Source organism: Candidatus Planktophila lacus, assembly GCF_002288325.1.
Taxonomy (GTDB): Bacteria; Actinomycetota; Actinomycetes; order Nanopelagicales; family Nanopelagicaceae; genus Planktophila; species Planktophila lacus.
Genome location: NZ_CP016780.1, coordinates 1 through 19,869, shown reverse-complemented (window position 1 = coordinate 19,869; position 19,869 = coordinate 1). Strand labels below are relative to the sequence as shown.

General features: G+C 47.2%; 16 protein-coding genes and 2 tRNA genes. 3 read left to right on the top strand and 15 right to left on the bottom strand.

The window, feature by feature from the left end:
* Positions 1-3: 3 nt before the first annotated feature.
* Entirely contained in the window at positions 4-537 is a 534-nt protein-coding gene (gene pyrE / locus A1sIIB106_RS00095) for an orotate phosphoribosyltransferase (RefSeq protein WP_095676904.1), read from the bottom strand.
* 44 nt (positions 538-581) lie between these two features.
* Between pyrE and A1sIIB106_RS00090 the strand changes: the two genes are divergently transcribed.
* Both A1sIIB106_RS00090 and A1sIIB106_RS00085 read left to right on the top strand, forming a co-directional pair.
* Positions 582-1,874, top strand: coding sequence for a DUF1800 domain-containing protein (locus A1sIIB106_RS00090; protein ID WP_095676903.1), 1,293 nt, complete (start codon positions 582-584; stop codon positions 1,872-1,874).
* Positions 1,871-3,139, top strand: coding sequence for a DUF1501 domain-containing protein (locus A1sIIB106_RS00085; protein ID WP_223299490.1), 1,269 nt, complete (start codon positions 1,871-1,873; stop codon positions 3,137-3,139). The genes A1sIIB106_RS00090 and A1sIIB106_RS00085 overlap by 4 nt, the downstream gene beginning before the upstream one ends.
* On the opposite strand, the gene A1sIIB106_RS00080 is transcribed toward A1sIIB106_RS00085, so the two are convergent.
* From A1sIIB106_RS00080 to dnaK, 4 genes are read right to left on the bottom strand one after another with little or no spacing between them, the layout of a single operon-like run.
* A complete protein-coding gene (locus A1sIIB106_RS00080; RefSeq protein WP_095676902.1) occupies positions 3,136-3,531 on the bottom strand; it encodes a heat shock protein transcriptional repressor HspR in 396 nt (131 codons plus the stop codon). The genes A1sIIB106_RS00085 and A1sIIB106_RS00080 overlap by 4 nt on opposite strands.
* The gene (locus A1sIIB106_RS00075; protein WP_095676901.1) at positions 3,528-4,451 is read right to left on the bottom strand and encodes a DnaJ C-terminal domain-containing protein; all 924 of its coding nucleotides are present in this window, start codon (positions 4,449-4,451) and stop codon (positions 3,528-3,530) included. The genes A1sIIB106_RS00080 and A1sIIB106_RS00075 overlap by 4 nt, the downstream gene beginning before the upstream one ends.
* A gap of 9 nt (positions 4,452-4,460) precedes the next feature.
* Positions 4,461-4,970, bottom strand: coding sequence for a nucleotide exchange factor GrpE (grpE, locus tag A1sIIB106_RS00070; RefSeq protein ID WP_095676900.1), 510 nt, complete (start codon positions 4,968-4,970; stop codon positions 4,461-4,463).
* A 2-nt stretch (positions 4,971-4,972) separates the two neighbouring features.
* Complete coding sequence (gene dnaK, locus A1sIIB106_RS00065; RefSeq protein ID WP_095676899.1) at positions 4,973-6,802, bottom strand: molecular chaperone DnaK; 1,830 nt, start codon at positions 6,800-6,802, stop codon at positions 4,973-4,975.
* 185 nt (positions 6,803-6,987) lie between these two features.
* Between dnaK and A1sIIB106_RS00060 the strand changes: the two genes are divergently transcribed.
* The gene (locus A1sIIB106_RS00060) at positions 6,988-9,030 is read left to right on the top strand and encodes a (Fe-S)-binding protein (protein WP_095676898.1); all 2,043 of its coding nucleotides are present in this window, start codon (positions 6,988-6,990) and stop codon (positions 9,028-9,030) included.
* A 111-nt stretch (positions 9,031-9,141) separates the two neighbouring features.
* On the opposite strand, the gene A1sIIB106_RS00055 is transcribed toward A1sIIB106_RS00060, so the two are convergent.
* From A1sIIB106_RS00055 to dnaA, 10 genes are all read right to left on the bottom strand, one after another.
* Entirely contained in the window at positions 9,142-9,681 is a 540-nt protein-coding gene (locus tag A1sIIB106_RS00055) for a rhomboid family intramembrane serine protease (RefSeq protein ID WP_223299489.1), read from the bottom strand.
* A gap of 9 nt (positions 9,682-9,690) precedes the next feature.
* Positions 9,691-10,203, bottom strand: coding sequence for a peptidylprolyl isomerase (locus A1sIIB106_RS00050; RefSeq protein WP_095676896.1), 513 nt, complete (start codon positions 10,201-10,203; stop codon positions 9,691-9,693).
* 87 nt (positions 10,204-10,290) lie between these two features.
* A tRNA-Ala gene (locus A1sIIB106_RS00045) sits at positions 10,291-10,363 on the bottom strand.
* 13 nt (positions 10,364-10,376) lie between these two features.
* A tRNA-Ile gene (locus A1sIIB106_RS00040) sits at positions 10,377-10,451 on the bottom strand.
* Between the two features lie 95 nt (positions 10,452-10,546).
* A complete protein-coding gene (gene gyrA / locus A1sIIB106_RS00035; protein ID WP_420021963.1) occupies positions 10,547-13,024 on the bottom strand; it encodes a DNA gyrase subunit A in 2,478 nt (825 codons plus the stop codon).
* A gap of 51 nt (positions 13,025-13,075) precedes the next feature.
* Complete coding sequence (gene gyrB / locus A1sIIB106_RS00030) at positions 13,076-15,037, bottom strand: DNA topoisomerase (ATP-hydrolyzing) subunit B (protein WP_095676894.1); 1,962 nt, start codon at positions 15,035-15,037, stop codon at positions 13,076-13,078.
* Between the two features lie 180 nt (positions 15,038-15,217).
* On the bottom strand, positions 15,218-15,670 hold the full coding sequence (locus A1sIIB106_RS00025) for a DciA family protein (RefSeq protein WP_095676893.1): 453 nt from the start codon (positions 15,668-15,670) through the stop codon (positions 15,218-15,220).
* Entirely contained in the window at positions 15,663-16,766 is a 1,104-nt protein-coding gene (gene recF / locus A1sIIB106_RS00020; protein ID WP_095676892.1) for a DNA replication/repair protein RecF, read from the bottom strand. Before recF ends, A1sIIB106_RS00025 begins: the two co-directional genes overlap by 8 nt.
* Before the next feature lie 10 nt (positions 16,767-16,776).
* On the bottom strand, positions 16,777-17,907 hold the full coding sequence (gene dnaN / locus A1sIIB106_RS00015; protein ID WP_095676891.1) for a DNA polymerase III subunit beta: 1,131 nt from the start codon (positions 17,905-17,907) through the stop codon (positions 16,777-16,779).
* Positions 17,908-18,294: 387 nt separating this feature from the next.
* Positions 18,295-19,707, bottom strand: coding sequence for a chromosomal replication initiator protein DnaA (gene dnaA, locus A1sIIB106_RS00005; RefSeq protein WP_095676889.1), 1,413 nt, complete (start codon positions 19,705-19,707; stop codon positions 18,295-18,297).
* Positions 19,708-19,869: the final 162 nt, after the last annotated feature.

Below are 19,869 nucleotides of genomic sequence, written 5' to 3'. Positions count from 1 at the left end.
TCCTTAAAGACCTAAATCTGCGGGTTGAAATGCTGCGCGGTATTCGTATCCAGCATCAATGATCGCTTGCTTTGCGCCGCGTTCTACGATTACGGCAACGCCAACCACAATTGCGCCAGCTTCTTTAAGGGCTTCAACTGCCGTTAATACAGAACCGCCGGTTGTTGAAGTATCTTCAACAGCTAAGACGCGCTTGCCAACAACATCTGGGCCTTCAATGCGGCGTTGCAAGCCGTGGGCTTTTTCAGCCTTGCGAACTACGAACGAGTTAATTTTCTTGCCGTTGCGCGCAGCTACATGCATCATCGCGGTCGCAACAGGATCTGCGCCGAGCGTTAAACCGCCAACTGCCTCGTAATCAAGATCTTTGGTTAGTTCAAGCATTACTTCGCCGACAAGTGGAGCGGCGACATGATCGAGTGTTACACGACGAAGGTCTACGTAGTAATCGGCTTCTTTTCCGGATGAAAGTATGACTTTTCCGTGAACAACGGCTTTATTTTTGATCTCTTCTCGGAGAAGTTCGTGTGAGTTCATGTGGCAACCTTACATTGTTAACCCAATAGACCTACTCTCACAACATGAATCAGCAGCGTTTAGAAACAGCGCGCCTCTTCCATCGCTTTGGATTTGGGCCTAAGCCTGGAGAATTCTCTGCTGCACTGAACGCTGGAGTTGGCGCTAAAAAGTCAGAGTTGATATCAAACACTTCGCGCACCGGTTCAGTACTTCCTGCTCCTGTGATGCTTGATCTCGGTAAGCGCCCCGAAGCAAATAGCCCAGATGTTTTAGAGTTTTCGAAAGCGTTAAGAAATCAAAATCAGATTTTAGTTCTGTGGTGGCTCGATCAAATGGTGCAAGGTGATAATCAACTACAAGAGAAGTTGATTTGGTTTTGGCACGGGCATTGGGCAACATCAATTGGCAAAGTTAATTACGCCTTGCCGATGTTTAATCAACTAGAGACTTTTAGACGTAACGCGTTGGGTGATTTTCGTAAATTCTCGCAAGAGATGTTTGCAGATGGAGCGCTTCAGATATGGCTTGATGGCGGTGAAAACACTGTTAAGGCGCCTAATGAAAACCTATCTCGCGAAATGATGGAGCTATTTGTTCTTGGGGTAAATCGTTACACCGAAACAGATGTTAAGGAGCTGGCTCGCGCCTTTACTGGTTATCAGATGGTTCGAAGCACAGGAAAGATCGTTCTCAATCCGCGACGCAGAGATGCTGGCGCAGTAACGGTTTTAGGTAAGACCGGAGTTTTCACTCCAGATCAAGTAATTAGCCATTTGGTGGATCAGGAAAATTGCGCAAAGTTTATCGCTGAAAGAGTTTGGTACCGGTTTATATCTTCGGCTAATCCACTACCAGTTAGCCATGCGGCCATAAGTGCATTCTCACAACGAGATATATCAAAGCTGGTTGCCGCTTTTATATCCTCGGGTGATGTTGCTAGTTCTGAGAACTCGATGGTTAAGTCGCCGGTCGAGTGGTTTGTTGCGGTATGTCGCGCACTTGAATTAACACCATCTCTTCTCCCATCATTTTCAAAGTTAAATGGCTATTTAGATAAGCTCGCGCAGATTCCGCTATCTCCACCAAATGTAGGTGGTTGGCCAGTTGATGAGGCGTGGTTGAGTTCTGCAAGCGCCCAGTTCCGAATCGCTTTCGCAACATGGCTATCAGGCCAGGCGAAATTAACTGCGCTGATCGAATTGGCGCCGGAAAGACGAGTTAATTACCTCGCAGATCTATTGGGTGTTGTCGAATGGAGTCCACGGACAACTTTTGCTTTACGTGAAGTTCGTGATAATCCGCAACGTCTAATTACTTTAGCAATCTGTAGCCCGGAATATGTGGTGAGTGTATGAACGAAAAACCGACAATGTCCTGCGAACAACTGGGAATGCGCACTGTTACGCGCCGACAATTTTTAAAGTACTCGGGTGCAACAGCGGTTGCTTCTTCAGTTCTATCTCTAGACGATGTTGCTAACGCCGCGATCACACGACCGCTCGCCCCAGGTACACCAATTTTGGTTGTAGTCACTCTTTACGGTGGTAACGATGGTTTAAATACTGTAATTCCATATAAGGATCCTGCTTACTATTCTGCGCGCCCTGATTTAAATTACAAACCAGAGACTTTGTTGCCGCTGTCAGATGATCTAGCACTTAACGCCTCAATGGTTGGAGTTAAGAAGTTATGGGATGAGAAGAAGGTTGCCATCGTCCGCGGTGTTGGTTATCCAAAGCCTGACCGTTCTCATTTCTCATCTATGGCAATTTGGCAGAGCGGTTCACCTCAGAACCATTTAAACACGGGATGGTTGGGGCGTTGGTTAGATACACAGCCAATTGATCCACTGACTTCAATAAGTTTGGGCTCGGTTCTTCCTCCACTTCTTGCGGGAAAGAAGCAAAGCGGTTCAGCGCTGCCACTTGGTGGATTAATCATTCCTGGAGGTGCGATGGCAAAGGCATTTTCAAGATTGTCCGCTCCGTCGCAGAAAGACTCTCCGCTACTTGCCGCAGCAGCTACTTCAATGCGCAATTTGTTTAGCGTCTCAGGAAATATCACATCTGTTCTAGTTAAACCTGCGCCACTTGCCGATGATTTACCCACGATTTCTGGAGGCAACGCAGGCGGAGATTCAAACCTAAGTCAACAATTAAATATTGTCTCTAAGTTAATTGCGGCAGGTTCGCCGACAAAAGTTTGGTCGGTCTCTTTAGGTGGATTTGATACCCATGCCAATGAAGCGAATGCACAGGCGCTCTTGCTCGGCACGGTTTCGGAGAGCATCACAAGATTCCTGAGCCAGTTAAAACCATCTGGGCGAGATAAAGATGTAACTGTGATGATCTACAGCGAATTCGGAAGACGTGTTCAGGCAAATGGTTCAGACGGTACAGATCATGGAACTGCCGGCCCAATGTTTTTGATTGGAGATCGCGTACAAGGTGGTTTCTATGGTGATCAACCATCGCTGACAAAACTTATTGATGGTGATTTAGCGGTTACTACAGATTTTAGAGATGTTTATGCAACTGTTTTGGAGAAAGTCTTGCAATCTCCGGCAGAAAAGACTTTAAGTAATTGGAAGGGAAGAGTTAACGCTTTTAAGAGCGCTTAGTTCTCATCCTCGTAGACAATAACTTCGTTCTTCTTCCGTGTAGCAAGCGCTTTCGGTGGATTTTCCTTCAGAAGCGCATCTACTTCGATGCGAAGTTGCGCGACCTCAATTGCCATATTTGCCATTGCAGATTCAAGTTCGATGATTCGCTTAATTCCGGCGTGATTGATGCCTTCACCTGTTAAGCGTTGCACCATACGAAGAGAAGCAATATCGCGAAGTGAATAGCGACGGTTGCGACCCACTGTTCGATTTGGTGAAACTAAACCTAAGCGATCGTATTGGCGAAGGGTTTGTGGGTGCAGACCTGAAAGTTCGGCAGCGACAGAGATGACGTATAAACCTGCTTCGTCATCCGGTTGCTGGTTATCTAAATTTTCTTTGTCGCTCATTGCAAGGCCTTTGTGTTAAATTCTTTACGCACTTCTTGATCAGCAGTTGCTTCTGCATATTTCTTTAGCGCATCAAGTGCTTCACCTTCAACGCGTTGTGGAACTTGTACTTCAATAGTTACTAGTAAATCTCCAACAGTTGCGCCTTTTGTGATTCCGCGGCCTTTAACGCGAAGTACGCGACCATTGGAAGTTCCTGGTGCAATACGTAAGGTGACTTCATCACCAGTAAGTGTTGGAACTTTTATATCTCCGCCAAGTGCTGCTTCAGTAAATGTAACTGGCACGGTTAGTGCAATGTTCTCTCCCTTGCGTGAAAAAACAGCGTGGGGCTTTACATGTAGCAAGATAAATAGATCGCCTGGACCCGCTTCGCCTTTAGAACCTTTACCTTTGACGCGAATCTTTGCGCCATCGTTAACACCAGCAGGAACACGCGCTGAAATAGTTTGTGAGGGTCCACCATCTGCAGATAAACGAAGTTCTAAAGTTGTACCAAAAGCCGCTTCTTTAAAGGTAATTGTTGCTTCGGTTTGAAGATCTTGTCCCTTACGCGGGCCGCGTCGGCCGCCGCCACCAAATAAGTTAGCGAAGATATCTTGAGGATTGCCGCCACCGAAGATGTCGGAGAAATCTCCACCTTGGAAATTTTGTCCACCTTGTGGTGCGCGCATGCCGCCACGTTCAAACATGTCACGCGCTTGGTCGTACTCCGCGCGCTTTTTTCCATCAGACAAGATGTCGTAAGCCTCAGAGACAGCTTTGAACTTCTCTTCAAGAGCAGCATCACCTTTTGTTTTATCAGGGTGAAGTTCGCGCGCTAAAGAACGGTATTTTTTCTTGATCTCATCGCCGCTGGCAGATTTGCCAACTCCGAGGATCTTGTAGAAATCCTTTTCGTAAAGGTCTTTAGCGGCCATGGAAAGTAATTACTCCGCAGGCGTTTCGGCTGGATCGGTAACTGCAACGCGAGCAGGGCGCAAGATACGTTCTTTAAATTTATATCCAGGCTGCAAAATCTTTGTTGCAGTCGGCACCTTTACATCTGCACTTGTGTCATGCAGAAGGGCTTCGTGAATTTGTGGATCAAATTCCTCACCGGCGGTGCCGTACTTTTCTAAGCCAAGGCGGGTTGTCACTGCTGCAATTTGATCTGCAACAGATTTAAATCCGCCTGTCAGTTCGCCGTGTTCGGTTGCGCGGGCAATGTCATCGAGAGTTGCAAGGAGTTCGGTTAAAACTCCACCAATCGCTAGCTCGTGAGCAAGTGCGCGATCGCGTTCTACACGTTTGCGGTAGTTGGCGTATTCGGCCTGAAGTCGTTGTAAATCAGCGGTGAGCACTGCCACCGGATCAGTCTCCTGATCCGGGGCAGCCTCCACTGCATCGTTTACTTCTTCAACAGGCTCAACAACTTCAGAAGTTGTTTGCTCTGTCACTCTTATTCCTTGCCTTCGTCGATTACTTCAGCGTCTTCAACACCATCTTCAGTTGCTGCACCGTCACCGGTTGCGGCTCCTGCTGCGGCATACATCGCTGAACCAAGTGCTTGGCTAAGCGTTGCAACCTTTTCAGTGTTTGACTTAATTGCTTCGAAGTTTGCGCCACCGAGTGAAGTCTTAAGTTCAGCAAGTGCTGCCTCAACTTCGGTCTTCTTCTCAGCTGCTTCGCCTTCTGAAAGTTTTTCTGCGTTATCCGCAATGAACTTTTCAGTCTGGTAGACAAGTGAGTCTCCGTTGTTTCGGATCTCTGCTTCTTCCTTACGCTGTGCATCTTCTGCCGCGTGAGCTTCAGCATCTGCCATCATGCGATCAATCTCTTCCTTTGAAAGGGATGAGCCACCGCTGATTGTGACTGATTGTTCTTTTCCGGTTGCTAGATCCTTTGCACCAACGTGAACGATTCCGTTAGCGTCGATGTCGAAGGTAACTTCAACTTGTGGAACTCCGCGTGGGGCTGGAGCAATTCCGGTTAGTTCGAACATACCTAGCTTCTTGTTGTAAGCAGCCATTTCACGCTCGCCCTGGTAAACCTGGATCTGAACAGCAGGCTGATTGTCATCAGCGGTTGTAAAGATTTCGCTGCGCTTTGTAGGGATAGTTGTGTTGCGCTCGATCATCTTGGTCATAACTCCACCCTTGGTTTCAATACCAAGTGTTAGCGGTGTGACATCGAGAAGGAGAACATCTTTAACTTCACCCTTAAGAACACCGGCTTGAAGTGATGCACCAACTGCAACAACTTCATCAGGGTTTACGCCCTTATTTGGCTCTTTTCCGCCGGTTAGATCGCGAACTAGATCAACGACCGCTGGCATACGAGTTGAACCGCCAACAAGAACAACGCTCTTGATATTGCCGATTGCGATTCCAGAATCCTTAAGAACTTGCTGGAATGGCTTCTTGCAACGATCTAGAAGTGGTGCAGTAAGTGTTTGGAATTGTGCACGTGTAATTGTTTCGTCAAGGAAGAGTGGATTCTTCTCTGCATCAACAGTGATGTAAGGCAAGTTAACTGAAGCTTGCTGTGAAGATGAGAGTTCGATCTTCGCTTTTTCAGCTGCTTCGCGAACGCGCTGCATCGCCATCTTGTCCTTGGTTAAATCTATTCCGTTCTTAGAACCGAATGTTTGTACCAAGTGATCAACGAGTGCTTGATCCCAGTCATCGCCACCGAGGTGGTTATCACCAGCGGTTGCTTTAACTTCAACAACGCCATCGCCGATTTCAAGAAGTGAAACGTCGAACGTTCCGCCACCTAAGTCGAATACGAGAATTGTTTGTTCTTGATCTGCTTTATCAAGACCGTATGCGAGCGCTGCTGCAGTTGGTTCGTTGATAATGCGAAGAACATTGAGGCCCGCAATTTCGCCGGCTTCTTTTGTTGCTTGACGTTCTGCATCAGAGAAGTAAGCAGGAACAGTAATAACTGCATCTGTAACGGTTTCACCTAGGTAAGCCTCAGCATCGCGCTTTAGCTTTTGCAGAATACGTGCAGAAATTTCTTGTGGTGTGTACTTTTTGCCATCGATATCGATAGTCCAGTTAGTACCCATGTGACGCTTAACGGAACGGATTGTGCGTTCAACGTTTGTCACCGATTGACGCTTAGCAACTTCACCGACGAGGACTTCGCCATTCTTTGCGAAGGCGACGATCGATGGGGTTGTGCGAGCGCCTTCTGCGTTTGCGATAACTGTTGGCTCTCCACCTTCAAGTACCGATACGCAGCTATTTGTAGTTCCGAGGTCGATTCCGACTGCTCTAGCCATATGTATTGCTCCTTTTTACGTTTCTTAGCTTGTTAGCTCATCTCAAGCCCGATCTGGGGTTGAGGCTGCTCTAACCTGAGTCCATCTTACTCAAAAGGTTGAGTAGGTGCGACTCAAGGTTGGGGCATCCCGTATAACTCCTCGGCCTGCCTGCTTATTCCCGCCCCGCTCGGTAACCTCGCGTTATGCGTATCGCCCTGGCCACACTTTCGTACACGATCACCGTTGTCGCTCTGGTTCTGCCGACGGTTCGGGTGCGCCAGTTGATTGGGATTTACCGCAAGGGCCAAGCTGATCCAACGCGCAGCAATGATCAGGGCGCGCGCTTTAAGAATATGTTGAAGGAAGTTTTGGGCCACACCAAGATGCTCAACTTCACTGCAACTGGAATTGCACACTGGTTTGTCATGATCGGTTTCGGTGCGTTGTTTGGAACTTTGGTTACCGCTTACGGTCAGGTTTTAAATCCGGAGTTTGCATTGCCGTTTATTGGGCATTGGGTTGTTTACGAACTCTTCGCGGAGTTTATTGCGATGGCAACCGGTGTTGGAATTGTTACTTTGATTGGTATTCGCCAAGTTACACGTTTTCGCATGCTCAACCGTTTTGCTCGTTCGGGTATGGGTAAGGCGTATTACGTTGAAGCAACAATTGTTGTAATTATCTTCTGTGTAATCGCACTGCGCGGTCTTGAAGGCGCACTTGCTGGTGAGACAAGTTGGAATTGGCATTACGCAATCTCTTGGCCTGCTGTTATAGCTTTCCAAGGAATGAGCGTTAGCGCTTTGGAGAGTGCGATCGTTTGGGTTGCCACTGCAAAAATTGTTACATCAATGGCTTGGTTCATTGTTATTGCAAGTAATTTCACAATGGGTATCGCCTGGCACCGCTTCCTTGCGCCATTTAATATTTTCTACAAGCGCAATAGCGATGGCAGTAATTCACTTGGCGCACTGCCTGAAATGTTGTCGCACGGTAAACCAGTTAACTTTGAAGATCCTGCCGAAGATGATGTCTTTGGTTTAGGTAACCGGGCAGATATTTCTTGGAAGGGTCTGCTCGATATGACCTCTTGTACCGAGTGCGGACGTTGCCAATCGCAATGTCCTGCTTGGCATACAGATAAACCGCTTTCGCCAAAGCTTTTGATTATGGCGATGCGCGATCACGCTATGGCTAAGGTCGTTGAAACAGAGGCCCTAGTAGGTGAAAACGCCCCTATTTCTCTTGACGTGCTTTGGTCTTGCACGATGTGTGGTGCTTGCGTAAATGAATGCCCGGTTGATATCGAACACGTAGATCACATCGTAAATATGCGCCGCTTCCAAGTATTAGTTGAATCAGAGTTTCCATCGGAACTAGGTGGCACATTCCGTAACTTGGAAAAAGCCGGCAACCCATGGGGCGCAAATAAACAAGATCGTGAAGGTTGGATTGCTGAGTGTGATTTCCCAGTTCGCGTTGTTGAAGGTGTATTGCCAGATGAAGTTGAATATTTATTCTGGGTTGGTTGTGCTGGTGCCTATGAAGAACGCGCCAAAAAAACGACTAAGGCTGTTGCAGAACTTCTACACATGGCCGGTGTTAACTTCGCAGTCCTTGGAAAGCGCGAGACGTGTACGGGAGATCCCGCACGTCGTGCTGGCAATGAATTCCTATATCAAATCCTGTCACGCGAAAACATCGAAACCTTTAATGAAGTATTCGCAGGTCGCCCAAAGGGTAAGAAGAAAGTTGTTGTTACCTGTCCTCATTGCTTTACAACAATTGGTCGTGACTACGCGCAGAGTGGCTTCGAGCTTGAGATGTTGCACCACACTCAATTACTTAACACTTTGATTAAAGAGAAGCGTTTAAAGCCAAGTCCACATAAGAGCGAACAGAAACTTACCTATCATGATCCTTGTTACTTGGGTCGTCATAATCAGATCTATGCACCACCACGTGAATTACTTGAAGCATCGGGTTGCGACATCACTGAGATGCCACGTAACCAGGAGCGTTCATTCTGCTGCGGTGGTGGCGGTGGACGTATGTGGATGGAAGAGAAAATTGGAACGCGTATTAATTTAAATCGTGTTGACGAAGCTATTTCAACCGGCGTCGACGAAGTTGCAGTTGCATGTCCGTTCTGTCGCGTGATGGTTGGCGATGGAATGGTTGCGCGACAAAGCGACGTTGAGGTTTTGGATGTGGCTCAAGTTCTGCTTCGAAATCTTAAGAACTAAGGATTCCTTGCTAAGGACTGGGGAAAAGCCTTTTACAGTCCTTGCGCTTCGGAATCCTTAGTTTCACGTTTAGAAAGATATCCACAGGCCGCATCCACAGGTGTGGAGGAATTACACGCGTGTAATTCGAAGCAATACCGCGGTGGTTAGGTAGCCCCCGACAAGGCCTCCAAGGTGGGCGCGCCAGTCGACCCCGCCCAGGATGAAGCCGAATACGAAGTTCAGTCCGACGATTACATAGATATCGCGTACGCCGTCGTTGATCCGCTTGCGAAGTGCGATGAAGGCGCCGAATAAGCCGAAGATTGCACCTGATGCACCAACCGAAACGTAGAGATCGTTTGTTAGGTAGATCGAAGATAGGGATCCGGTTAAAAGCGAAGTAAAGAAAATTACAAGAAAGCGCGCTTTGCCAAGAGCAGCTTCGATGGGATTTCCTAAAACTAGAAGTGAGAACATATTAAAAAATAGATGTGTGAGTCCGCCGTGAACAAGTGCGACAGTGAAGAGTCGCCAGTATTCACCAGAGTCTACAAATGGGCGAAAGAGGGCTGTGTAATCGTAAAACTCTGGATAGACCAGATTTAATAAGTACGCACCTGAAATTACTGTAATTAATGAGAGCGTTGCAGAACGCTTCATTTGGTACATATTTAAAAGTTAAGCGATTGTGACGCTATTGATTACAACTGGTGTAACAGGAACATCTTGTGCACCTGTTGGAGTTGAACCGATCTTGTCTACAACAGCCTGAGAAGCAGCATCTTTAACTGCTCCAAAGATGGTGTGCTTGCGGTTCAACCAAGTTGTTGGTGCAACAGTGATAAAGAACTGTGAACCATTTGTTCCTGGGCCTGAGTTAGCCATTGCAAGAATGTATGGCGCATCAAATTGAAGTTCGCCGTGGAATTCGTCAGCGAATTGGTAGCCAGGTCCGCCGAAACCTTTTCCTAGTGGATCTCCACCTTGAATCATGAAACCTGAAATGACACGGTGGAAAATTGTTCCGTCGTACAACTTTGCAGTTGTCTTCTTGCCATCGCGTGGATCGGTCCACTCTTTCGCACCGGTTGCAAGTTCAACAAAGTTTGCAACTGTCTTTGGTGCGTGATTTGGGTAGAGCTCGATAACGATGTCGCCGAGTGATGTGTGAAGAGTTGCTGTTGATGACATATTTGTAGCCAATCGTTTAAGTGGATGAATTACATTAAATAAGAACTGTGTGGAGACCAGTTTTACTGGTTCCAAAATTAAAATTTGTGGAGACCAGGGGAATCGAACCCCTAACCCCCGCCTTGCAAAGGCGGTGCTCTACCAATTGAGCTAGGTCCCCGTGTTAGAACGGGTGGGCCCAGGTGGACTTGAACCACCGACCTCTTCCTTATCAGGGAAGCGCTCTAACCAGGCTGAGCTATGGGCCCGCAAGAAAGATCTCTCTTTATTGCAGAAGCGCTAGGTTACTTGAACTTCTTCAAGAGACCAAAACGCGCCTTAGCGCAGGTGGGCAAGACTAGCGTTATTTGCCCGAAATCTCATCTTCCTGGTTCTGTGTAACAGAGACCAGTGCAACGCCTTCATCGAGGTTTACTAAGCGAACACCCATTGAGTCGCGGCCGGTTTGGCGGACTTCAGCAGCTGGTGTGCGCATAACGGTTCCTGCAGATGTGATCGCCAAGATTTCATCGGTATCTGCGAGTACTAGCGCGCTAACAAGTGAACCACGGGAATTTTCGTCGATCTTGGCAGCCTTAATACCGATACCACCGCGGCCTTGTAAACGATATTCATCGAGTGGAGTTTTCTTTCCGTAACCACCATCGGTTGCGGTAAATACAAATGCTGTCGCTGTTTGTGAATCAATGCGCGCCATTGTTAGAAGTTCATCATCGGTGCGGAACTTCATTCCGATAACACCACTAGTTGAGCGACCCATTGGGCGAAGGGATTCGTCATCTGCAGCAAAGCGAAGTGACATCGCTTTCTTGGAAACTAATAACAATTCATCGCCTTTGTTGACAAGCGCTGCGGATACAACTTCATCGCCAGGTTTTAGTGAGATTGCAATTAAGCCACCAGTACGAGGTGAGTCGTATTCAGTAAGTGGCGTCTTCTTAACCAAACCAGTTTTAGTTGCAAGAACTAGATAAGGAGATGCGGTGTAATCCTTAAATGACAAGACTTGTGCAATTAACTCGTCCGGCTTAAAGGCCATCAAGTTTGCAACGTGTTGTCCGCGCGCATCGCGTCCAGCATCTGGAAGTTCGTGAACTTTGGCGCGGTAGACGCGACCTTGGTTGGTAAAGAACAATAACCAGTCGTGTGTACTGGCAACAAAGAAGTGATCCACCACGTCATCCTGTTTTAGCGCTGCGCCTTTTACGCCGCGGCCACCGCGACGTTGTGATTTATAAAGATCTGCGTTGGTACGTTTGGCATAGCCACCACGAGTAATTGTGACGACCGCATCTTGATCTGGAATTAAATCTTCAGCCGAGAAATCACCTTCGCTAGCAACAATTTGGGTGCGGCGTTCGTCGCCATATTTTGCAGTGAGTTCAGTGAGCTCTGAAATGATTATCTGGCGCTGCTTTGCTTCGCTGGCCAAGATCTCGTTTAACTCGACAATATCGGCCATAAGCCCCTTGTATTCGTCGTTGATCTTCTGGCGCTCCAACGCCGCGATGCGGCGCAGTTGCATATCGAGAATTGCATTTGCTTGCACTTCATCGACATCAAGTAGCTTCATCAAACCGGTGCGCGCTTCTTCAGGGGTGGTAGATGCACGGATTAAAGCGATAACCGCATCAAGAGCATCGAGTGCTTTGAGGTAGCCCTGCAAGATGTGGGCGCGTTTTTCTTTTTCGGCCAAACGATATTTAGTACGTCGGATGATTACTTCTACTTGGTGTTCGATGTAGAACTTGATGAATTCATCTAAACGCAGGGTGCGTGGCACGCCGTCGACAAGTGCCAACATATTTGCGCCGAAGGTATCTTGTAATTGAGTCTGTTTATAAAGGTTATTTAAAATAACTTTAGGAATTGCAGAAGATTGAAGAACAATTACTAGACGTTGGCCAAGACGCTCGTTGCCTTCATCGCGCACATCGGCGATGCCTTTGATCTTGCCATCTTTAACAAGTTCGGCGATCTTAAGGGCTAAGTTATCTGGGTTAACTTGATATGGAAGTTCGGAAACTACAAGACAGGTGCGCTTATTGATTTCTTCAACCTGCACAACTGCGCGCATCGTGATTGAACCACGGCCTGTGCGGTAGGCCTCTTCGATGCCAGTGCGTCCAACGATTAAAGCTTTGGTTGGGAAATCTGGGCCTTTAACAATCTTTAGAAGTTCGTTTAATAACTCTTCAGGTTTGATATCTGGATTTTTTAGTGCGTAGATAACACCTTCGGTAATTTCACGCAGGTTGTGTGGCGGAATATTTGTTGCCATACCAACTGCGATACCTGCAGAACCATTTACAAGCAGGTTTGGAAAACGACTTGGTAGAACATCTGGTTCCTGCGAACGGCCGTCGTAGTTTGGTGAGAAGTTAACGGTGTCTTCATCGATATCGCGCATCATCTCCATCGCGATAGGCGATAGACGGGCTTCGGTATAACGCATAGCTGCTGCTGGATCGTTGCCGGGAGAACCGAAGTTTCCGTTGCCATCTACCAATGGATAGCGCAGAGACCAGTGCTGGGCTAAGCGAACAACGGTGTCATAGATCGCGGTGTCACCGTGTGGGTGGTAATTACCCATGACATCACCGACGATACGTGAAGATTTGTAGTAACCCTTATCTGGTCGATAACCAGCGTCGTACATCGCATATAAAACGCGGCGATGAACTGGCTTTAAACCATCGCGCACATCTGGCAACGCGCGACCAACAATGACAGACATTGCATAGTCGAGATACGAACGCGCCATTTCGACTTGAAGGTCAACTGTTTCAATGCGATCGAAATCATCACCAGGGTTAACCATGCCAGTGCGATCGACCGGTGTTACATCTTTAGGTTTTTTATCGTCAGCCATTTAGATATCCAAAAATCTAACATCTTTAGCGTTACGTTGAATAAATGCGCGGCGTTGTTCAACATCTTCACCCATAAGAACGGAGAAGAGATCATCAGCTGCAGATGCATCTTCAAGAGTTACTTGAATTAGCACGCGGTGTTCTGGATCCATTGTTGTATCCCAAAGTTCTTTCGCTGGCATTTCGCCAAGGCCTTTAAAGCGTTGGATACCGTCATCTTTTGGTAAACGCTTTCCGGCATCAAGACCGATCTTGATCATGCCATCACGTTCGCGATCAGAGAATGCATATTCAATCGGATCTTTACCGCCCCATTTAATTTTATAAAGTGGTGGTTGCGCCAAGTAAACAAAACCTTTTTCAATAAGTGGGCGCATAAAGCGGAATAACAAAGTTAAGAGCAGTGTGCGGATGTGCTGTCCATCGACGTCAGCATCGGCCATCAAAATAATCTTGTGGTAGCGAAGTTTTTCGATATCGAAATCTTCGTGAACACCAGTGCCGAGTGCAGTAATTAGCGCTTGTACTTCGTTATTTTGTAATACGCGGTCGATACGTGCTTTTTCAACGTTAAGGATTTTGCCGCGGATTGGCAGAACTGCTTGGTTACGCGAATCGCGTCCACCTTTTGTGGAACCGCCTGCAGAGTCACCTTCGACGATGTAGAGCTCACACTTTGATGGGTCGGTCCATTGGCAATCGGCCAACTTGCCGGGCATGCCGCGGCCTTCGAGTAAACCTTTGCGGTTGCGCGATAGATCGCGCGCTTTGCGCGCTGCAACGCGTGCTGCTGCGGCATCGATGCTCTTGCGAACAATGTCTTTACCTTCTTGTGGGTTCTGTTCAAACCATTGTGTTAAGAATTCGTTGACAGCCTTTTGGGTAAATGATTTTGCTTCAGTGTTGCCAAGTTTAGTTTTTGTCTGGCCTTCAAATTGTGGCTCGCCGAGTTTTATAGAAACAATTGCAGTTAAACCTTCGCGAACATCATCACCAGTTAGGCGATCTTCTTTTTTGCGAATGAATCCGGCTTCTTCGCCAAACTTGTTTACAACTGATGTAAGTGCGGTACGGAAACCTTCTTCGTGGGTTCCGCCTTCGTGGGTGTGAATTGTGTTTGCGAAGGTGTAGACCGATTCAGAGAAGCCGGCGTTCCATTGCATGGCAATCTCGAGAGAAAGTTTGGCTTTCTTATCTTCGGCATCGAAGAAGATGATTGATTTGTGGGTTTCACCGCGCGTTGAATTTAAGTGCTTTACGAAATCTGCAATACCGCCGTCGTATTTGTAATTTACGTGTAGTGGTTCGCCTTTATCGTCAACATGGCCAGGGCGCAGATCGGTAAGGGTTAAACGTAAACCTTTATTTAGAAATGCCATTTCGCGGAAACGGGTAGATAAAATCTCAAATGAGAAATCTGTGGTTTCGAAGATTTCGGCAGATGGCCAGAATTGAACTGTTGTACCGGTTTTGGTTGAAGCTTCGCCTTTTTTAACTGGCGCGGTAGGAACACCAAGTTTGTAACTTTGTGACCAGAAGAAACCATCGCGTTGTACATCAACTGAAAGATCAGTAGAAAGTGCGTTAACTACAGAAATACCTACACCGTGTAGACCACCAGAGACTGAGTAACCACCATCGCCGAATTTTCCTCCGGCGTGTAAAACTGTAAGAACAACTTCGAGCGCTGGCTTCTTTTCAACTGGGTGGATATCAACCGGAATACCGCGACCATTGTCGATACATTGCAGTGAGCCATCAGGCATCAAAGTCACATTGATTTCATCGCAGTAACCTGCGAGCGCTTCATCTACAGAGTTGTCGACGACTTCATAGACCAGGTGGTGGAGGCCGCGTTCGCCAGTTGAGCCGATATACATGCCGGGGCGTTTACGGACAGCGTCGAGGCCCTCAAGGACGGTGATCGAGCTGGCGTCGTAACCGCCGGACTTCTCGGACACTAAAGGCTCCTCACAAAATCAGGTTCTGGTCTTAAAAGGCACCTAGAAGGGGAATTCCTTAACTAAGCGCTCTAATCCTATCGGTAAAAAGAAAAGGCGCTAGCCACAATAAGCCTTAGGTGTGGGTAATGCGCCGTTTTCCGTGCAGGGGTGAGGGTTCCTAGTGGGTGGACGTTTTTTCTAGCCGTAGGTGTCGCGCGGGCCGCGTTCGTTTTTGATGGTCCGAAGTCCACGCTTCCAGGAAGGCGCTTGAGGCCCGATGAAGTTTAAAGATTCCACGCCGGCATCAGGAGCGCTTTTTTGAACCGAGTGCAGAAGATCTAAACCAACCGCAGTTAATTGTGTTGCCCATGCAGTTGATGAACATTGCACAAGTAGTGCGCCTTCAAGAAGTGAGAGTGGTGTTGTGTGAGATGCGATCTCATCGCCGACAATTGATTTCCAATTTGAGAAGAGCGTTCCTTCGGCGATACCTAAATGCCAATCGCGCTGCGTTATTAAATCTTCAATTACTTCATTGATAAGAGTTGGGTCGCCGGGTTTTGAGGTGCGCTCTTCAACAACTTTTGTTTTCTTTATAAATCCGGTTTTGTAGCTGCGAAATAAATCTAAGGCAAGGTCGCGTTTAGACATCGGTTGCCCTTTCTTTACTTACTACACCTGGGGATACGTAGTACTTACTTGATAATAACTCTGGTGGAAGATCGCTTTCAACTGCTGCTGTAATAATTGTTTGTTCAGACATCTTTGTAACTGAAGTTAACTGTGCGCGGCGGGCGGTATCAAGTTCGGCGAAGATATCGTCGAGAATTAAAATGGGTTCGGCGCCTTCAGATTTAAGTAAGTTAAAAGATCCGATACGAAGTGAGATAGCCATCGACCAGGATTCACCGTGGCTGGCATAACCTTTTGCTGGAAAATCGCCGAGTTGTAGATGTAGGTCATCGCGATGTGGACCAATAAGTGATGCTCCGCGCTCGGTTTCTTGACGGGCTACTTCTAGTTGGCGCGTTGTTAGGGCTTGGATGTTTTCGTCGGTATTTGTGGTTAAGCCATCTGTTGCAGATTTATAAAAGATTGAAGCAGGTTTTACTTCATTTAAATTGGCATAGTTTGCGGTTACATATGGGTTTAACTCTTCAACCAAGGCAATTCTTTCAGCACTTAATTGTGCGCCTAAATTAATTAATTGTTCTGTCCATGGCGCCAGCGCGTTTTCGGGCGCGCGAGTTTTCAACAAAGTGTTGCGTTGTTTAACAACGCGGTCGTAATCAGAAATAACTCCAGCAAGTCTTGGGGCTCGCGTGATTAAAAGTTTGTCTAGAAAATCGCGGCGGTGGGTTGGTTCACCGCGCACTAGATCTAAATCTTCGGGTGAGAAGTAAATAACTTGTAGGGCGCCCAGAATCTCGCGTTGTGATTTGGTTGGGTTTTGATTTAACCGCGCGCGGTTGGCTTTACTGGCATTTATCTCTAGGTCTACTTGTAAAGTGCGATCATCACGTTCAATCTCGGCGCGGATGATCGCTTGATCGGTTCCAAGATGTAGAAGTGGAAGATTTTGCGATACACGGTGTGAAGAAAGGTATGCGAGATAGATCAAACTTTCGGCGATATTTGTTTTGCCGGAGCCGTTATTGCCAACGAAGGTGGTTGGTCCAGGATCTAGTTCTAGCTCGAGGGACTTATATGAGCGGAAATTAGTCAGCGCTAATTTTTTAACGCGCACTTAAGTGGCCTTAAGAGGCGTAGCGCATCGGCATCAAGAGGTAGCGATAGTTTTCGATTACCTTGCCATCGCGCTCTGATTTGCCCATGAGGATCGCTGGTTTATTTGAACCAGTGAATGAAATTTGTACAAATGAAGTTCCGACAGCTTGCAGGCCATCCGCTAGGAAGACTGGGTTGAAGGCGATTGAGATCGCTTCACCGTTTAACAAGATTTCAATTGCTTCAGTTGCTTGCGCTTCTTCGCCGGCGCCCGCTTCAAGTGAGACTGAGTTATTTGCAAACTCAAGGCGAAGTGGAACTGTTTTATCGGTAACGAGTGCAACGCGGCGAACTGAATCTAGGAATGGTGCAACTTCAACGATTGCAGTGGTTGTTACTTCTTGTGGCAACAGGTGGCGGTATGGAGGAAAGGTTCCATCCAACATGCGCGATGTCATCGACTTACCTTCGCCAGAGAATCCTGCGAGGCGATCGTTGCTAGTTGCTGGTGCGAAAGATAGCGAAACGTTCTTTGAACCAGTTAAAGATTTAGCAGCATCGGCAATTGTGCGCCCGCGCAACAGTGATGTTGTTGAGACGCCAGGTGAGGTTGGCTGCCAATTAAATTCGCGAACTGCTAAACGGTAGCGGTCGGTTGCAGCCAACGTGACAGTCTCTTCGTTGATTTCGATATGAACACCGGTGAGTGTTGGTAGTGAATCATCGCGCCCTGCTGCAATTGCAACTTGTGCAACTGCGGTTGCGAAAACATCACTTGCAACAACTCCGGTTGTTTCTGGAAGTTCAGGCAAGTTTGGGTATTCAGAGATTGAAAGGGTTGGCAGTGTGAATTTCGCTGAACCTGAAGTAACAAGAACACGAGAACCATCTAAAGTGATTGTGATTGGTTTATTTGGAAGAGAGCGAGAGATTTCCGCAAGTAACTTTCCGGGAACCAATACTTTTCCGGGTTGTGCGATATCTGCTTTAAAGAAAGATTTGCTTGAGGTTTCTAAATCAGAACCAGAGAGGATCACCTCATCGCCGGTGGCGTCGATAACGATTCCGAGTAGCTCGGTTTTAATTGGGCGGGTTGAAAGGCTCCGGGATACCCAGTTGACGCCATCTGTAAGCGCGCCTTGATCTACAGTGAATTTCACGCCGTAACCCTCTTTTTCTTTAGTTGAAAGTCTTGCACAGCAGGTAGGTTTTTAGTTAGTTGGGTTTTTAGAGATTTAAAAGCTGTGGGGTTCGTTTGGGGGCGGGTTTCTTGTATATATAGGTAGTAGTAGTAACCACCGCGGATATCTGTGGATAACGAAGAAAAGTCCTGCTCAGAGGCGTTTTTACCTGTTGGAAAGTTGTGGACAAACCCAACGTTTCTGTGTGTATTAAGCGCTTCTCTCATCGCAAACCCCCTTTTCTTAAAAACGAAACTTCTTTAACTCCGTTTTAACCACAGATTTCCCGTTGAAATCCACAGTTGTCCACAATTTCTCCACAGTTGGGGGTAGGCACCCTAAATTGTAAGAAATCGGACAAAGCACCTAACCCCTATTTTGAGATTTAATCCTGTTGGTTAACTCGGTGACCTGGTTATAAATAGACCTGCGTTCAGCCATCAACTGGCGGATCTTTCGGTCGGCGTGCATAACAGTTGTGTGGTCGCGACCGCCAAAAGTCTGGCCGATCTTCGGTAACGAAAGCTCAGTTAACTCGCGGCACAAGTACATCGCGATCTGGCGCGCATTTACCAAAACCCGAGAACGTGAAGTTCCACAGAGATCATCGATCGTCAAACTGAAGTAAGCGGCGGTCTGGGCCATGATTGTCGGCGCGGTGATTTCTGGGCCGGCTCCACTTGGAATCAAATCCTTCAAAACAATTTCAGCAAGTCCTAAGTCAACACTTTGGCGGTTAAGGCTTGCAAAAGCAGTAACGCGAATAAGAGCGCCTTCTAACTCGCGAATATTTGTAGAAATTTTACTTGCAATATATTCGAGAACATCATCCGGTGCATTTAATTTATCTTGCGCAGCTTTCTTGCGCAGAATCGCAATACGGGTTTCAAGCTCTGGCGGCTGGATATCTGTAATCAAACCCCACTCGAAACGAGAACGTAGTCGATCTTCCAAAGTTGTTAATTGCTTTGGTGGGCGGTCAGATGAAATAACTATTTGTTTATTGGCGTTATAGAGCGTATTAAAAGTATGGAAGAACTCTTCTTGGGTACGTTCTTTATTTTCCAAGAATTGAATATCGTCGACAAGAAGAACATCTAAGTCGCGGTAACGTCGCTGGAAAGCAGAGGCTTTATCGTCGCGGATAGAGTTAATAAAATCGTTGGTGAATTCTTCAGATGAAACATACCGAACTCGCACGCTGCCATAAAGCTCTTTGGCATAGGCGCCAATAGCGTGCAACAAGTGAGTCTTGCCAAGCCCAGACTCTCCGTAAATAAAGAGTGGGTTGTAAGCCTTTGCTGGCGCTTCAGCTACTGCAACAGCCGCGGCGTGAGCAAAACGGTTTGATGCACCAATAACAAAAGTTTCAAAAATATAACGAGGATTTAATTGCGAAGGCTCATCGTTTTTACGAGTGCCAGTTTCGGTGTTGTCGCGGCCAGTGCCCGGACGTGATGGCGCTGCTTCAATAACAACCGCTGGCGCTGGGTGATCTGCGAGTTCGAGCGACTCATCGACCATCACTGCGATATTTGTTTTATCTCCAAGTTCGCGAGTAAGAACTTCATTAACAACAACACGAAGTCGGGACTCGAGAACATCTTTTGCAAAAACATTTGGGGCTGCAACAAGTAGGTTTGTGATTCCACCATCACTCTGGATCAAACCGAGCGGTTTAGTCATTGTTAGAAAGGCGCGGTGTTGTGGTTCTCCGAGTGAGACGTGCTCAATAACCCGGTCCCAAAGGTCGGCGAGTTCTATCTCAACTACTGCCATAATTGCCCCCTTGGACTATCCACAATGTTATCCACAGGCTGTGGTCTAAAGTTGGGCTTTAGCCTTCATTTAGAGCCACTTTGACGGATGCCTGTGGACAGAGGTGAAAAGTAAGGCTCTTTCCTAAGAAAAGCAAGCGGTTATCCACAACCCTCAACCCAG

Bases quoted from the DNA above. Each gene is read 5' to 3' on its own strand.
- pyrE (WP_095676904.1), bottom strand. From the start codon at position 537: ATGAACTCACACGAACTTCTCCGAGAAGAGATCAAAAATAAAGCCGTT.
- A1sIIB106_RS00090 (WP_095676903.1), top strand. From the start codon at position 582: ATGAATCAGCAGCGTTTAGAAACAGCGCGCCTCTTCCATCGCTTTGGA.
- A1sIIB106_RS00085 (WP_223299490.1), top strand. From the start codon at position 1,871: ATGAACGAAAAACCGACAATGTCCTGCGAACAACTGGGAATGCGCACT.
- A1sIIB106_RS00080 (WP_095676902.1), bottom strand. From the start codon at position 3,531: ATGAGCGACAAAGAAAATTTAGATAACCAGCAACCGGATGACGAAGCA.
- A1sIIB106_RS00075 (WP_095676901.1), bottom strand. From the start codon at position 4,451: ATGGCCGCTAAAGACCTTTACGAAAAGGATTTCTACAAGATCCTCGGA.
- dnaK (WP_095676899.1), bottom strand. From the start codon at position 6,802: ATGGCTAGAGCAGTCGGAATCGACCTCGGAACTACAAATAGCTGCGTA.
- A1sIIB106_RS00060 (WP_095676898.1), top strand. From the start codon at position 6,988: ATGCGTATCGCCCTGGCCACACTTTCGTACACGATCACCGTTGTCGCT.
- A1sIIB106_RS00055 (WP_223299489.1), bottom strand. From the start codon at position 9,681: ATGTACCAAATGAAGCGTTCTGCAACGCTCTCATTAATTACAGTAATT.
- A1sIIB106_RS00050 (WP_095676896.1), bottom strand. From the start codon at position 10,203: ATGTCATCAACAGCAACTCTTCACACATCACTCGGCGACATCGTTATC.
- gyrA (WP_420021963.1), bottom strand. From the start codon at position 13,024: ATGGTTAACCCTGGTGATGATTTCGATCGCATTGAAACAGTTGACCTT.
- A1sIIB106_RS00025 (WP_095676893.1), bottom strand. From the start codon at position 15,670: ATGTCTAAACGCGACCTTGCCTTAGATTTATTTCGCAGCTACAAAACC.
- dnaA (WP_095676889.1), bottom strand. From the start codon at position 19,707: ATGGCAGTAGTTGAGATAGAACTCGCCGACCTTTGGGACCGGGTTATT.